16 protein-coding genes are annotated in these 13,701 nt (G+C 58.4%); 7 read left to right on the top strand and 9 right to left on the bottom strand.

Features of this window, described 5'->3' with window-relative positions:
- Nucleotides 1-369: 369 nt before the first annotated feature.
- Both AAEZ09_RS06110 and ptrR read right to left on the bottom strand, forming a co-directional pair.
- Complete coding sequence (locus tag AAEZ09_RS06110) at nucleotides 370-498, bottom strand: PA1414 family protein (protein ID WP_003184145.1); 129 nt, start codon at nucleotides 496-498, stop codon at nucleotides 370-372.
- Nucleotides 499-637: 139 nt separating this feature from the next.
- Entirely contained in the window at nucleotides 638-1,531 is an 894-nt protein-coding gene (gene ptrR / locus AAEZ09_RS06105; protein WP_350598627.1) for a putrescine utilization regulator PtrR, read from the bottom strand.
- Nucleotides 1,532-1,632: 101 nt separating this feature from the next.
- On the opposite strand from ptrR, the gene AAEZ09_RS06100 reads away from it, so the two are divergent.
- Nucleotides 1,633-2,814 (top strand): MFS transporter, encoded by a 1,182-nt coding sequence (locus tag AAEZ09_RS06100; protein ID WP_350598625.1) that lies wholly within the window; start codon nucleotides 1,633-1,635, stop codon nucleotides 2,812-2,814.
- A gap of 4 nt (nucleotides 2,815-2,818) precedes the next feature.
- Here AAEZ09_RS06100 and AAEZ09_RS06095 read toward each other — a convergent pair whose 3' ends face one another.
- On the bottom strand, nucleotides 2,819-3,211 hold the full coding sequence (locus tag AAEZ09_RS06095) for a DUF2177 family protein (protein WP_045058692.1): 393 nt from the start codon (nucleotides 3,209-3,211) through the stop codon (nucleotides 2,819-2,821).
- A 43-nt stretch (nucleotides 3,212-3,254) separates the two neighbouring features.
- Nucleotides 3,255-4,091: a CvfB family protein gene (locus AAEZ09_RS06090; RefSeq protein WP_045058693.1), complete on the bottom strand. Its 837-nt coding sequence runs from the start codon at nucleotides 4,089-4,091 to the stop codon at nucleotides 3,255-3,257.
- Between the two features lie 351 nt (nucleotides 4,092-4,442).
- Between AAEZ09_RS06090 and AAEZ09_RS06085 the strand changes: the two genes are divergently transcribed.
- The 3 genes from AAEZ09_RS06085 (at nucleotide 4,443) to AAEZ09_RS06075 (ending at nucleotide 6,521) form a co-directional block, all read left to right on the top strand.
- Nucleotides 4,443-4,631: a PFL_1563 family small protein gene (locus AAEZ09_RS06085; protein WP_177328536.1), complete on the top strand. Its 189-nt coding sequence runs from the start codon at nucleotides 4,443-4,445 to the stop codon at nucleotides 4,629-4,631.
- A 204-nt stretch (nucleotides 4,632-4,835) separates the two neighbouring features.
- Nucleotides 4,836-5,552, top strand: a complete 717-nt coding sequence (locus tag AAEZ09_RS06080) for a TorF family putative porin (RefSeq protein WP_350598622.1) — start codon at nucleotides 4,836-4,838, stop codon at nucleotides 5,550-5,552.
- 99 nt (nucleotides 5,553-5,651) lie between these two features.
- The gene (locus AAEZ09_RS06075; protein WP_045058695.1) at nucleotides 5,652-6,521 is read left to right on the top strand and encodes a DUF6279 family lipoprotein; all 870 of its coding nucleotides are present in this window, start codon (nucleotides 5,652-5,654) and stop codon (nucleotides 6,519-6,521) included.
- Nucleotides 6,522-6,669: 148 nt separating this feature from the next.
- On the opposite strand, the gene AAEZ09_RS06070 is transcribed toward AAEZ09_RS06075, so the two are convergent.
- Nucleotides 6,670-7,059, bottom strand: a complete 390-nt coding sequence (locus tag AAEZ09_RS06070; protein ID WP_045058696.1) for a hypothetical protein — start codon at nucleotides 7,057-7,059, stop codon at nucleotides 6,670-6,672.
- Between the two features lie 171 nt (nucleotides 7,060-7,230).
- Between AAEZ09_RS06070 and AAEZ09_RS06065 the strand changes: the two genes are divergently transcribed.
- Nucleotides 7,231-7,962 (top strand): DUF899 domain-containing protein, encoded by a 732-nt coding sequence (locus AAEZ09_RS06065; RefSeq protein ID WP_350598619.1) that lies wholly within the window; start codon nucleotides 7,231-7,233, stop codon nucleotides 7,960-7,962.
- An 86-nt stretch (nucleotides 7,963-8,048) separates the two neighbouring features.
- Nucleotides 8,049-8,324: a hypothetical protein gene (locus AAEZ09_RS06060; protein WP_045058698.1), complete on the top strand. Its 276-nt coding sequence runs from the start codon at nucleotides 8,049-8,051 to the stop codon at nucleotides 8,322-8,324.
- A 57-nt stretch (nucleotides 8,325-8,381) separates the two neighbouring features.
- Here the strand turns inward: AAEZ09_RS06060 and AAEZ09_RS06055 are convergent, their stop codons facing one another.
- On the bottom strand, nucleotides 8,382-9,728 hold the full coding sequence (locus tag AAEZ09_RS06055; RefSeq protein ID WP_045058699.1) for a DEAD/DEAH box helicase: 1,347 nt from the start codon (nucleotides 9,726-9,728) through the stop codon (nucleotides 8,382-8,384).
- 193 nt (nucleotides 9,729-9,921) lie between these two features.
- Between AAEZ09_RS06055 and AAEZ09_RS06050 the strand changes: the two genes are divergently transcribed.
- On the top strand, nucleotides 9,922-11,220 hold the full coding sequence (locus AAEZ09_RS06050) for a mechanosensitive ion channel family protein (RefSeq protein ID WP_350598616.1): 1,299 nt from the start codon (nucleotides 9,922-9,924) through the stop codon (nucleotides 11,218-11,220).
- Between the two features lie 63 nt (nucleotides 11,221-11,283).
- Here the strand turns inward: AAEZ09_RS06050 and AAEZ09_RS06045 are convergent, their stop codons facing one another.
- From AAEZ09_RS06045 to AAEZ09_RS06035, 3 genes are all read right to left on the bottom strand, one after another.
- Complete coding sequence (locus AAEZ09_RS06045; protein WP_122837882.1) at nucleotides 11,284-12,150, bottom strand: carboxylate/amino acid/amine transporter; 867 nt, start codon at nucleotides 12,148-12,150, stop codon at nucleotides 11,284-11,286.
- 349 nt (nucleotides 12,151-12,499) lie between these two features.
- Entirely contained in the window at nucleotides 12,500-13,099 is a 600-nt protein-coding gene (locus AAEZ09_RS06040; RefSeq protein ID WP_350598614.1) for an FMN-dependent NADH-azoreductase, read from the bottom strand.
- 238 nt (nucleotides 13,100-13,337) lie between these two features.
- Nucleotides 13,338-13,652 (bottom strand): hypothetical protein, encoded by a 315-nt coding sequence (locus AAEZ09_RS06035; RefSeq protein ID WP_045058709.1) that lies wholly within the window; start codon nucleotides 13,650-13,652, stop codon nucleotides 13,338-13,340.
- Between the last annotated feature and the right edge of the window lie 49 nt (nucleotides 13,653-13,701).

Genomic DNA, 13,701 nt, shown 5'->3' with positions numbered 1-13,701 from the left:
CGTTTTTTTTCGCCCGCCGAAAAGATCATGGCAGAACAGCGACAGCGCGGATTCGGAATCGGAATCGGCCTGCTGTACTGGAAGAGTAAAACCAGGATGGACCGCGTTTACTGGCGGGAAGCTGGATGCTCAGAAACGCAAAAACGGCCAATGATCTGAGCCGTTTTGATTGAGATGGGGATACATCAGGTTGCTTGGCGGAGGATTGCGGGAGCTAGGATTACGGGTGCTCTGCTGGCGATGGGAAACCTGAGGGCGTCCGTGGGAGCAAAGCTTGCTCGCGATGGATCGAGCGGCGCATGCAGCCTGCCAGCCTGCCCGTGTGATCATTCGCGACCATCGCGAGCAAGCGAGCGCCTGCAACCACGATTAACGGCGGCGCGGCTGGCGTCGACGCTGTTCGTCGTCTGTACGGATAGGCACAGGTTGCAGAGGCGGTTCGATCAAACCGAGTGCGACACCCAGGTCGTGCAGCCAGTTTTGGATTTTCTCTTTCATGGTGCCCCCTTCAGGGTAGTGCCGAGCGACCGGAATTCTGAAGTCGCTTCGCACTGATAATAGTCCGAAGTCCTGCGCAATGCTCGGCAAAAGAAACAATGATCTGTTACTGAATTGATCCAAATCCCGCTCGGATAGTTCAAGCAAACGCCTGCTCCGCCTTCGAAAGCCCCGGGTAGACCGCCTGCTGCTGTTCTATCCATGCATTCAGATTGGCCCCGACCATGCCCTTGCGCCACATCAGCCAAGTAGTCGCACTGGCAAACGGTTCGGCCAACGGGTGCACGGCCACGCTTTCGCGCCCTGGCAAGCTGGCGAGCATGGATTCCGACATCAGCGCCACGCCAGAGCCTGCGATCACACAGGCGAGCATGCCCGGGTAACTCTCAATCTCCATGGCCCGCCCCATGGCTGCATGATCATGGGCGAACCAGGCCTCCAGGCGCATGCGGTAGGAACACCCCTGACGAAACGTGAACACCGAACGCCCCTGCACATCCAGCGCGCTGCGCACCGGCGGATGGTCAGCCTCGCTGATCAGCACCAGTCGTTCGTCGCACAGTGGCAAGCCGTCGAGGCCGGCCAGTTCCAGCGGGCCGTCTACCAGTGCCGCATCCAGCCGACCGGTCAACAACCCTTCCAGCAGCTCACCGCTGGGACCGGATTGCACCTGCAGGTTCACCGCCGGGTAACTGCGGTGATAGCGCGCCAGCAAAGCCGGAAGGTGAATCGCGGCCGTGCTGTACATGGTACCGAGCACAAAATCGCCCGCCGGCTGCCCGCCTTGCACGGCCGCCTGCGCCTCATCGTGCAGGCTGAACAGCTTGCCGGTGTAGTCCAGCAGAACTTTTCCTGCAGGCGACAGCTGCAAACGCTGACGTTCGCGCAGGAAAAGCTCTACACCGAGTTGCTCTTCCAATTGCTTGAGCCGCGTCGACAGGTTTGACGGCACCCGATGCAAACGCTCTGCGGCTCGGGTAATGGAACCCTCCTCGGCGACTGCCTGGAAGATGCGCAGTTGAATGAATTCCACGCCATTCTCCAAAAATGAATAAGTTACTCACTATTATTCATTTTTAAAGAAAGTCAAACAGTCCTAGCCTGACGGTCATTGATCTTCAGCAGGAGTCCACCATGACCCCCTTGATTCGTTTGTCTGCCAGCTTTATCGCCTTGATGATGGCCATGGGCATCGGCCGCTTCGCCTTGACACCCCAACTCCCGCACCTGCTTAGCGAAGGTCAGATCGACCTGACTGCGGCGGGTTTGATCGCTGCAGCAAATTATCTGGGTTATTTCGTCGGCGCCGTGGACGCGATGTTTTCCCGCAGGCCTGCGCAGATCCGCAGTCGGTTGCAGGGTGGGCTGTGGCTATGTGTCCTGCTGACCCTGGCGTCGTTCTGGGCCCACGGTTTCTGGTCGCATCTGTTGCTGCGCTTTGGTACCGGTGTGGCCAGCGCCTGGGTGCTGGTGATGATCACCGCCTTGAGTCAGCCCCTGGCCGTCGCGGCCGGTCGTCCACGTCTGGGTGCCCTGGTATTTGCCGGACCGGGCCTGGGCATTTTCCTGACCGGGATGCTGGCGCTGGGCTCGAACCTGCTGGGGCAGACCTCGGCCACATTGTGGCTGGTATATGCCGCAGTCGGGCTGGTGATGTTGCTGGGCATCCTGCCATTCCTGCCCCGGCCAGCCGCAACAGCGGCTAGCGCACCCGTCGACGCAGGCACCGCACACCGCGGCATCGGCCGTCTGGGCCTGGTCTATGGATTGTACGGTTTGGGCTACATCATTCCCGCCACCTTCCTTTCACAGATGGCCAGCGCGCAATTTCAGGGCCAATGGCAGGCCGATTTGTTCTGGCCATGCTTCGGCCTGGCCGCTGCATCCGGTGTGGTGCTGGTGAGTTTGCGCCGACACAATCCGAACGCCACCCGGCACTGGCTGATGGCGACCTTGTGGCTGCAGGCGGCGGGCGTCTTTGCCTGCCTGCTGGGCAGTGGCACGGGCCTGGCGTTGGGTGTGCTGCTGTGCGGCGGACCGTTCCTGGCCTGCATGCAACTGGTGATGCAACGCTCGCGGGAACTGGCACCCCACGCCACTCAGCGCAACGCGGGGTTGCTGACCGCGTGCTTCGCAATAGGTCAGCTCGCAGGCCCGCTGCTGGCTGCGGCAAGCAGCCATTACAGCGGCAGTTTGCAGCCTGGGTTGATCGTTGCCGGCAGCGGCTTGCTGATCGCGGGTGCGCTGTCGGGCAGCGCCGACAATGCTGCACCGAGGTTCAGCGCGGGCGACCGCACAACCATCGTTCAACGTTGAAGGGTCACAGCGCCTTGCGGGCAGCCCAGTAGCCAACGGTGCAGGCGAGGCAAGTGGCAAAGGCGCCCCAGGCCATGTCCATGAATACCAACTGGGCCGACCAGCCTTTCAGCGTCGCCCAGTTGCTCAGGTCATACGTGCCATACGCCACCAGGCCCAACAAGGCGCCCATGCACGCTGCGCGCTGCCAACTGGTGGCTGGCAATACCACGAACATCACGCAACCGAAGACATACAAAAGATAGAAAACCGCTGCCGGACCCAGCAGCGGTTTGTCGAGCATCAGCGAGCCAAGCAGTGCCTTGTACTTCGACGCCATCAACACGCCGAGCCAAAGCCCATCCAGGACCAGAAACGCCAGCAAGGTGCCCGCGTACGCAAATAACTCTTTTTTCATGGTCGTCCATCCCCCTGTTGATAAGCATGGGGCTGGTCGGCCATCAGCTTAGTTCAATACGATCTGCGTGAATGACGATCTGGCCGTTCTTGTACAACGCGCCGATCGCTTTCTTGAAGTTGCCTTTGCTGACGCCGAACATGCTGCTGATCAGGGTCGGATCGCTCTTGTCGCTGATCGGCAAGGTACCGTTGTTATCGCGCAACTTGGCAAGGATCTTCGAGTTCAGGCTGGTGGCCGCTTCTTCGCCAACCGGCTGCAGGCTCAGGCTGATCTTGCCGTCGGGACGAACCTCCTTGATGAAGCCCTTCTCTTCCTTGCCGGCGCGCATGAACTTAAAGATTTCGTTCTTGTGAATCAAGCCCCAGTGCTTGTTGTTAATGATTGCCTTGAAACCCATATCGGTCGCTTCGGCTACCAGCAAGTCCACTTCCTGGCCGGCAGTGTAGCTGGCCGGGGTCTTGTCCAGGTAGCGATCCAGCCGTGCAGTGGCGGTGATCCGACGCGTGTGCTTGTCGAGATACACGTGCACCACGACATATTCGCCGGCGGTCATCTGGCGTTTTTCTTCGGAGTACGGCAGCAGCAGGTCTTTAGGCAGGCCCCAATCGAGAAATACGCCGATGCTGTTGACTTCAACAACTTTCAAACTAGCGAACTCACCGACTTGAACTTTCGGCGTTTCGGTCGTTGCGATGAGTTTGTCATCGCTGTCCAGATAAATGAAAACGTTAAGCCAATCTTCATCTTCGCTGGGAATATCTTTGGGAATATAACGATTAGGCAGCAGGATTTCGCCATCCGCGCCACCGTCCAGATATAAACCGAAGTTAGTGTGTTTAACAACTTGCAAACTGTTGTAACGCCCGATTAAAGCCATGTCCAATACCCTCATTGCGTGGGCGGCATTCTACCCGGTTTTGCGGCCAGCGTTCTGCGCCCGGCCCGGTGGCGCCGAAAAATTAGCTCAAAAGCTTGATTTTCATGGGTTTGGCTCACCGGCACCAGCCGCTCGTCCGACGAACCGACCCAGCTTCAGCGCCCATCGCCTGCACAAAAAACCTTTTCTCATCCACACGTCTGTAGTTAAAACAGCAGCTTAGGGCGACCGGAAGATTATTAATCCGGTTTAAATCCCACTGCCGCCAAGATTAAATTGGGGAGATATTTCCCAAGCAATTGTCAAGTATTTCCTGTATTATTCATGGCCAAGTTAATTTTCTATAGGTTAATGGCCGCCATGCGTCAAAAAGCATCCAACAGCAAAGCAAAGCCAGCTCCAGCCGTTGAAACCAGCGAATCGATCAACAACCAGATCGCTGCATTCCTCAAGTCCGGCGGCGAGATCCAGCAAATTGCCAAAGGCGTCAGCGGTCAGACGTTCGGCCCGTCCAAGCAGATCACGCTGGGCAAAAAGTAATACCGGCATCAACTGGTCCATAGGCGCTTTGAGCTTCGAAGCGCTTGGACTGAACCCTCCCGAAATACCCGCACAAACTCCCAATTCTCAAAAATCGACGAACGGCCTCCAGCGCCGGCTATTCGCCGGTATCCTTGCACACGTCTAGATCAAGCGTTTCAGCCGCTTTCAGGTTTCTGCTTCGCGCTGTTCATGGAGTGACGCATGCTCAAGCCCCCACTCATATTGCTCGGCACCCTGCTGTCGTGTTCGCTCGCCCATGCGCAGATCTTCCAGCGCGAGTTGGGCGACTTCGACCTGAAACTCGGCACCTCGCCCTCGCGCAGCATGGCTCAGGGCCTGGTCAAACCGGCCGCCGTCGGCTCATTCCATGGCGGCCTCGACCTGAGCCACGACAGCGGGTTCTACGTCGGCCAATGGTCACCCAGCATGGGCCTGAGTACAGGTAACAACCTGGAAGTCGATTCCTACATGGGCTTCAAGCAGCCTTTCGACCAGACGCTCGGTTACGAGGTCGGGATGATTCACTACAGCTACCCGAAAGTGGACACCCTCGACAGCCAGGAGCTGTTTGGCGGCCTGACGTTTCTGGGCAGCCGCTTCGGCGCCGCGTTCAGCAACGACCCCGACAAGCAGAACAGCACCGTGTTTGCCGATCTTGGCGGCAACAAGCCGTTTGGAATTGGGGTTAGCATGAAGTACACCAGCCACCAGCTGAACGCGCCGGTCTCGGTCGACGGCGGCAATATCGGCAGTTTTACCGACTGGTCAGTGCAGCTTTCCCGCCCCTTCATGGGCATCGACCTGAACCTGATCTACACCGATTCCAACCTCAGCGGCAGTGATTGCTCCGCCTATTCCGGACACAACAGCCAGTGCGACGGGCTGGTAACCCTCAAGGCCGAGCGCAGCTTCTACTGAGCGGCGGGGCGGTGTGCGCCGATGATATGAACTGCAAGGCTGATCCTGCGATCACATAAGAATCTCCTCAAGTAGCCAGGCTTTTGCAAGGACTCGCCCATGTCGCGCTGGTTTAAATGTCTCGCCGTCATCCTCACCCTTAGCCTGGCCCTCGGCGCGTGCAGCCGCGTGGGCCTGGCCTATCGCAACCTCGACGTGATCATTCCCTGGACGCTCAGCGACTACCTGGACATGAATGGAGAGCAGAAAGGCTGGTTCAACGAACGCCTCAAGGAACACCTGAGCTGGCACTGCACGACACAACTGCCAGGGTATCTGGACTGGCTGGATCGCCTGCAGACCATGGTCGAAAACAATCAGGTAACCGACGAAGCGCTGCAAGCCCGGACCCAGGAAGCCAAGGAAGCCATCGCGCAGACTGCCCGGGAAATCACCCCCTCAGCCATCGTGCTGTTGCAGGGGTTGGACGACAAGCAAGTGGCGGAGATGAATGAAGCCTTTGCCAAGGATCAGCGCAAGCGTCAGGAGGAATACCTCAAGCCATCCCTGGACCAACAGATCAAGGACCGCACACGGCGCATGGAGAAACGCCTGGATGATTGGCTCGGGCCGTTGAGTTCGACCCAGAAGCAACGTGTAGTGGCCTGGTCCACGGCTCTGGGTGACCAGAACACCCAATGGATCGCCAACCGGGTCCACTGGCAGAAGCAATTCAGCGCGGCCGTGGCGCAGCGCCACAGTCCGGAGTTTGCGCAACGCATCGAGACGTTGCTGGTGAACAGGGAGAGTTTGTGGACGCCGGCTTATCGCCAGGCCTTCGCTGCAACCGAAGCACAGGCTCGATCGCTGTTTGTGGATTTGATGGCCGAAAGCACGCCAGCACAGCGCGAGCGGTTATTGAAGAAGATCGAGGGTGTGAGGAAAGACTTCAACGATTTGAAATGCCTGAAAGCGGCGCAGCAAAATTGAACAAATACCCGTTCAGATACCACGATTGCATGTGGGAACGAGCCTGCTCGCGATAGCGTCATCCCATTCAACATCAAAGTTGAATGTTATACCGCGTCGCGAGCAGGCTCGCTCCCACAGAGTTGAGCCACACGGGCATCGCGGGCGTTCAGGCAATCTGAGCTTTCGACGCGACCGTATCGAACGTGACTTCATCCAGCGCATCTTCCTGCTCGTCCAGCACCTGACGCGGGTGGTCATTGCCCGGAATGCTGCTGTCGATCAGGCTCAACAAACTCGAGCCTCGCGCCGTCAAGATGTAGTTGGACCCCGAGCCACCCTGCTCTTCTGGCCGAGGTTCGATGTAACCGCGCGCCAGCAATAGCTTTTCGTACTCTCCTGCCACGGCTTTAAGGTGATCAAGGTTTTCGGGTTCCCCGCCCTCTGCCGCCTTCGCCGCCGCGTATTTTTCGGCATAAGCACGTGGCGCGAAGCTTGTGTCATCGCTCTGCACTTCATGCAGCAAGCATTCAATCAAATCCCAGTTATAAGTCGTCATCCTGATTCAACCTCCAAGCCAGAGAGTGAGTTGGCCTTCATAGAGTGTGACCTGCACCGGTCCCAGCCGTTCAGCCTGGATTTTCAGCGGCACTGACCGGCGGTATGTCGAAGTGGGCGAAGGCCGGACGACTAATGGGTCCCGCTATCGCTGCCTGAAGGAGAACCCACCATGAACGTTCAGAACCATCCGGTCGTGAGCCGCGAAGAATGGCTCGCCGCGCGCCGGCAACACCTGGCCCATGAAAAAGCTTTTACCCGCGAGCGCGACAAACTCAGCGCCGAACGCCGCGCCTTGCCATGGGTGAAGATCGATAAGGACTACCACTTCCAGGGCCCAGGCGGCGAACTGAAACTGGCCGACCTGTTTGGCGGCCGCAGTCAGCTGATCATCTACCACTTCATGTTTGCCGAGGGTTGGGACGAAGGTTGCCCTGGATGCTCCTTCCTGAGCGATCACATCGACGGTGCCAACCTGCACCTGGCCCATCATGACGTCTCTGTGGTTGCGGTCTCCCACGCGCCTTATGCCCGGTTCCAGAACTTCCGGCAACGCATGGGCTGGAAGTTTGACTGGGTGTCATCTGAAGGTTGCGATTTTAACTACGACTTTGGCGTCTGCGCGCGGGCCGAGGATATTGCCGCCGGAAAAGCCACCTACAACTACGAAAAATCTGATGGTCCAGAAGAAGAACTGCCTGGCCTCAGCGTCTTTTATAGCAACGAAGCCGGGGATATTTTTCACACCTACTCCACCTATGCCCGGGGCCTCGACCTGTTGGTTGGGGCATACAATTACCTGGACCTCACGCCCAAGGGCCGTAATGAGGAAGAAATCATGGAGTGGGTGCGGCACCACGACCGCTATGAGGCGCAAGCACCGGCAAGCTGCTGCCATCGTTGAACGAAGGGCGCGCTGTGTTTCTGAACTTTTTGCGTACCAAAACGCTCAACCCGTTATACCGCCCTCACCGGAAACGAGGCTGCCCCATGAAGACATTGCTGAAAATCACCCTTGCCGCCACGCTTGCCTGCGCCCTGCCCGCCTGGGCCTGCACGCCTGAAGAAGCCACCGCCAAACGCGAACAGCTGGCCAAGGAAGTGACCCGGCTGACCGAGCAGAACCCGGCCAAGGCCAAGGAAATCAACGACGAGTTGCAGAAGATGGACCTGGGTACTGCCAGTGCCGATTTGCCGGACAAATGCCAGTTGATTGACCAGCGGCTCAAAGAGCTGAATTCAGCAGAGAAAAAAGCTGAAAGCTAAAGGCATAAAAAACCCGGACGCTAATCCGGGTTTTTCATGTGGCGCTGAAACCGCTTATTACTCAGCGGCCGGCGCTTCCGGCTTGCGGCGTTTGAGCGGCGCCATGCCGTCCTTGCTCACCAGCGACAGTGCGTCGGTCTTCGGGCGGTTGGCGATCTTGCGCTTGGTCGGAGCCTTGGCGCCGGTTTTCTTCTTGTCGCCCTTGGCGTCGACCTTTTTCTTCTTCACGCCAACAGCCTTGCCCGAAGCCTTGACCTTCTTCGGTCCGCCGTAGGTGCCTTTGACTTCCTTGATGGTACGGCGCTCGAAGCTCTGCTTGAGGTAGCGCTCGACGCTCGACATCAGGTTCCAGTCGCCGTGGCAGATCAGCGAGATCGCCAGGCCATCGTTACCGGCACGCCCAGTACGACCGATGCGGTGCACGTATTCGTCGCCGCTGCGTGGCATGTCGAAGTTGATCACCAGGTCCAGGCCGTCGACATCCAGGCCGCGAGCGGCCACGTCGGTGGCCACCAGGATTTTCACGCCGCCCTGCTTCAAGCGGTCGATGGCCAGTTTGCGGTCTTTCTGGTCCTTGTCGCCGTGCAACACGAACGCTTTGTAGTCTTGCGCCACCAGGCGACCGTAGATGCGGTCAGCCATGGCGCGGGTGTTGGTGAACACGATGGCCTTCTGGTAGGTCTCGTTGGCCAGCAGCCAGTTGACGATCTGTTCTTTGTGCTGGTTGTGGTCAGCGGTGATGATCTGCTGACGGGTGGTCGCGTTCAGGTCGCTGACGTTGTTGAGCTGCAGGTGCTCAGGGTTGTTCAGCACCGCAGCGACCATCTCCCGCAGGCCCGAACCACCGGTGGTCGCGGAGAACAGCATGGTCTGCTGGCGGTTGGTGCACTCTTTGACCAGACGCTGGACATCCTCGGCAAAGCCCATGTCGAGCATACGGTCGGCTTCGTCGAGCACCAGCACTTCGACTTCTTTCAAGTCGAGGTTGCCAGCGTTCAGTTGCTCGATCATCCGGCCCGGCGTACCGATCAGGATGTCCGGCACCTTGCGCAACATGGCGGCCTGGACCTTGAAGTCCTCACCGCCAGTGATCAGGCCGGACTTGATGAACGTGAACTGGGCAAAGCGCTCGACTTCCTTGATGGTCTGCTGGGCCAGCTCGCGGGTCGGCAGCAGGATCAGGGTCTTGATGCTGACGCGGACTTTAGCCGGGCCGATCAGACGGTTGAGGATCGGCAAAACGAAAGCAGCGGTTTTGCCGCTACCGGTTTGCGCAGTCACCCGCAGGTCACGCCCTTGGAGCGCCAGCGGAATAGCCGCTGCTTGCACAGGCGTTGGCTCGACAAATTTAAGCTCGGCCACGGCTTTGAGCAGGCGTTCGTGCAGGGCGAATTGGGAAAACACGGGTGCTACCTCGAAGAAATACAAAAAAACAGCTGCATAGGTTACCGGTTTCGGGCGCCGAGGCCGAGTTTCTTTATACAAACGGCGCTAATCAGTGGTTTTTTTGTTGCCTTGTTTGTCTCCAGTCGCAATATGAAGCGTCTTAAATGCTCTAATCGACCCGTCGCGTCTTACAGAAGAACCGTTTTAGCTTATGGATATCAAACAGCTCTGGCTCAACGTCCAAGACCTCTGGGGTGCGCTCGATCAGCACCCGCTCCTGCACTCCAGCCTGGCGCTGGTGGTGTTGCTGGTGGTTGCCCTGGTCCTCGGACGAGTGGCACGCTACCTGATCCTGCACGCCGCCAAACTGCTCGGGCGTCAGCCCGCCATGCACTGGATGAATGACCTGCGGCACAACAAGGTCTTCCATCGCCTGGCCCAGATGACGCCGTCGCTGGTCATCCAGTTCGGCCTGCACCTGGTGCCCGAGCTGAGCAAGACCAGCATGGTCTTCCTTGGCAACGTCGCACTGGCCTTCACCATTCTTTTCCTGCTGCTGGCCATCAGTGCCCTGCTCAGCGCCTTGCTGGACATCTATGCGCGCACCGAGCACGCCCGCACCCGGTCGATCAAAGGCTACGTGCAACTGACGAAAATGGTGCTGTACGTGTTTGGCGCCATCATCATCGTCGCCACCCTGATTGACCGTTCGCCGTTGTTGCTGCTGTCGGGTCTTGGCGCCATGTCGGCGGTGATCCTGTTGGTCTACAAGGACACCCTGCTATCGTTTGTCGCCAGCGTGCAACTGACCAGCAACGATATGCTGCGGGTAGGCGACTGGATCGAAATGCCGCAGGTGGGTGCCGATGGTGATGTGGTCGACATCACGCTGCACACGGTCAAGGTGCAGAATTTCGACAAGACCATCGTGTCGATCCCGACCTGGCGCCTGATGTCCGAGTCATTCAAGAACTGGCGCGGCATGCAGCAGTCCGGTGGACGACGGATCAAGCGCAGCCTGTACATCGACGCCAGTGGCGTGCGCTTTCTGCGCGATGACGAGGAGTTGAAGCTGTCCCAGGTGCATCTGCTGACTGACTACATCAGTCGCAAGCAGGCCGAACTCAAGGCCTGGAACGAAGCCCAGGGCAACGTCGCGGCGATGTCGGCCAACCGGCGGCGGATGACCAACATCGGCACGTTCCGCGCCTATGCCCTGGCGTATCTGAAAAGCCACCCGGAAGTCCAGCCGAACATGACCTGCATGGTTCGCCAGATGCAAACCACTGCCCAGGGCATTCCGCTGGAGATCTACTGTTTCACCCGCACCACGGTGTGGGCTGATTATGAAAGAATCCAGGGCGATATCTTCGATTATCTGCTGGCGGTGCTGCCGGAGTTTGGCTTGAGTCTTTATCAGCAGCCCAGTGGCGGGGATTTGCGCACGGGTTTGTTGCCGGCTGTGCTGGGCGCGAGCGCGGTTCCAGAACCGGAAAAACACGTGATGTAGGCGTTGGCGCAGCCTGCGATCTTTTGATCTTCAACATCAGAAGATCGCAGCCTTCGGCAGCTCCTACACCCGTTTCGGGTCTGGCCTGATACCCAGCCGGCTGATCCACACCGCCGCCAGAATCACCATGCCGCCAAAGAGCAGCCGTCCCAGCTCTTCATGCTGGTTCCAGATCAGCAGGTTGAGCAGCAGCCCCACTGGCACGTGCAGATTGTTCATCACCGCCAGCGTCCCGCCGTTGACCATGCACGCGCCCTTGTTCCACCAGTACAAGCCGAGCGCGGTCGAGACCAGCCCGAGGAATACCAGCACCCCCCATTGCAGCGGCGCTTCGGGCAGGAAGTCGGCTTTGCCGAACAGCAGGAACGCGGGCAGTGCCACGGCAAATCCGCCCAGGTAGAAATAACCGAAACGCCGATAGTGCGGCAGGTCGCTGGGGTGTTTGGCGACCAGGTGTTTGTAAAGCACTTGCCCGGCGGCGTAGGTGAAGTTCGCCAACTGCAGCAGCAGGAAGCCCATGAAGAAGTCCGGGTTGATGCGGTCGTAACGAATGACTGCGGCGCCAAGCACGGCTACCAGTGCGGCCACCAGGGCCCAGGGGTTGAAGCGGCGGTTCAGCGCGTCTTCGATCAAGGTCACGTGCAGTGGCGTGAGGATGGTGAACAGCAGCACTTCGGGCACGGTCAGGACCCTGAAGCTGAGGTACAGGCAGACATAGGTGACGCCGAACTGCAGGGCGCCGATCAGTAGCATACCGCGCATGAATGCGGGCTCAACCGAGCGCCAGCGGGTCAGGGGGATAAAGACCAGGCCGGCGAGCATTACCCGTACCAGTACGGCGAAGTAGCTGTCGACGTGTCCGGCGAGGTATTCGCCGATCAGGCTGAAGGAAAACGCCTGGATCAGGGTGACGAAAAGTAGATAGCCCATGGGTCGCCTCGTTTTGAATGGCGGCGACGATAGCGGGTTTTTTCGGTTATCGCGATGTTGAGTTCGTGTGCATATCCCTTTCTGGGTGATGGATATATATCCGAAGCAAGATCAAAAGATCGCAGCCTCGTTTCTCTCGACAGCTCCTACAGAGAAATCAACGGCCGCAGGTAGCCCTCACCGCAAACCCAAAACATCAAGGCAAAAAAAAGCCCGATCTCGCTAAAGCGTTCAATCGGGCGGCAGCACTCAGGAGCAGAAGTGCAAAGGGAGGTTCGATGCGCTAAAAGCCTTGAAGGGGTCACGCCAGGTCACTAGAACATCCAGCGATTATCTGACGATTAACATATCAAGCAACCTGGGCCAGCTTGGCTTTCGCCTGATTCAGGCCCTTCTCCTGGAAGTCACCCCCCAGGTTCATGCCTTCGGCATGGATGAAGGTCACATCGTTGATGCCGATGAACCCCATCACCTGGCGCAGGTACGGTTCCTGGTGATCCGCCGGGCCGCCGGCGTAGATACCACCGCGTGCGGTCAGCACGTAGGCGCGCTTGCCGCTGAGCAGGCCCTGGGGGCCGTTCTCGGTGTATTTGAACGTCACGCCGGCACGCAGCACATGGTCCAGCCAGGCTTTAAGGGTGCTTGGAATGGCGAAGTTGTACATCGGCGCAGCCATCACCAGAACGTCGGCGGCCAGTAATTCGTCGGTCAGCTGGTTGGAACGCTCCAGCGCGGCATGTTCGCTGTCATTGCGCTGGTCAGCCGGCTTCATCCAGCCACCCAGCAACGTGCTGTCCAGGTGCGGCACCGGATTCACGGCGAGGTCACGGACGGTGATCTGGTCGGCCGGGTGCGCGGCTTGCCACTGGCTGATAAAGGTTTGGGTCAGTTGGCGGGAAACCGAATCTTGCTGACGAGCGCTGCTTTCAATGATCAGGACGCGTGACATGGTTTGTAGGCTCCATCTGAGAATGCTGTAAGGCGATGGAGTGAAGGTTAAACAGAACCATATCGATGAAAAAGCGCAAATAACTGCTACAACCCATCAATAAAGTCGTTTATAACCTCAGGGCATGCGCCTGGGGTCGTGAGCCTGACCCCGATAACGCTGTATCTGTTTCAGCAGTTTCTACAGACGAATCGCCATCGCGAGCAGGCTCGCTCCCAAAGGAGTTTCCCAAACGATGTTATTTGGGGGAGCAAGTCAGCTCAATGCGCATCTTGATAATGGTACGGGTGAATTTGGCGGTGGCGAAGCTGTGTTTCCCGGCGGGCACCTCGATCTTGCGAGTGCGCGGCGCTTCCGGGCCATTGGTGAAGACCACCTTGCAGGTTGCATCGACAGTGCCGTAGTTGTTGACCTGGATGGAGGCGATGTCGCTATCGGTATCAGTGGCATCGTAGTCGATGCTCATGCCATTGAGCTGCTTGGTGACGTCGATCGGATAGGCAAACGCAGTGAGTGGCAACATCGCCAGCACCAGATAACAGAATTTTTTCATTCGGCAGTCTCCAATAAGTGCTGCCAGCTTAGGACAACAGGAGCCCAAC

It is taken from the genome of Pseudomonas sp. 65/3-MNA-CIBAN-0223, assembly GCF_040310425.1.
Lineage (GTDB): Bacteria > Pseudomonadota > Gammaproteobacteria > Pseudomonadales > Pseudomonadaceae > Aquipseudomonas > Aquipseudomonas gregormendelii.
The sequence above is the reverse complement of the archived record's forward strand: the minus strand, read 5'-3'. Positions and strand labels throughout refer to the sequence as shown.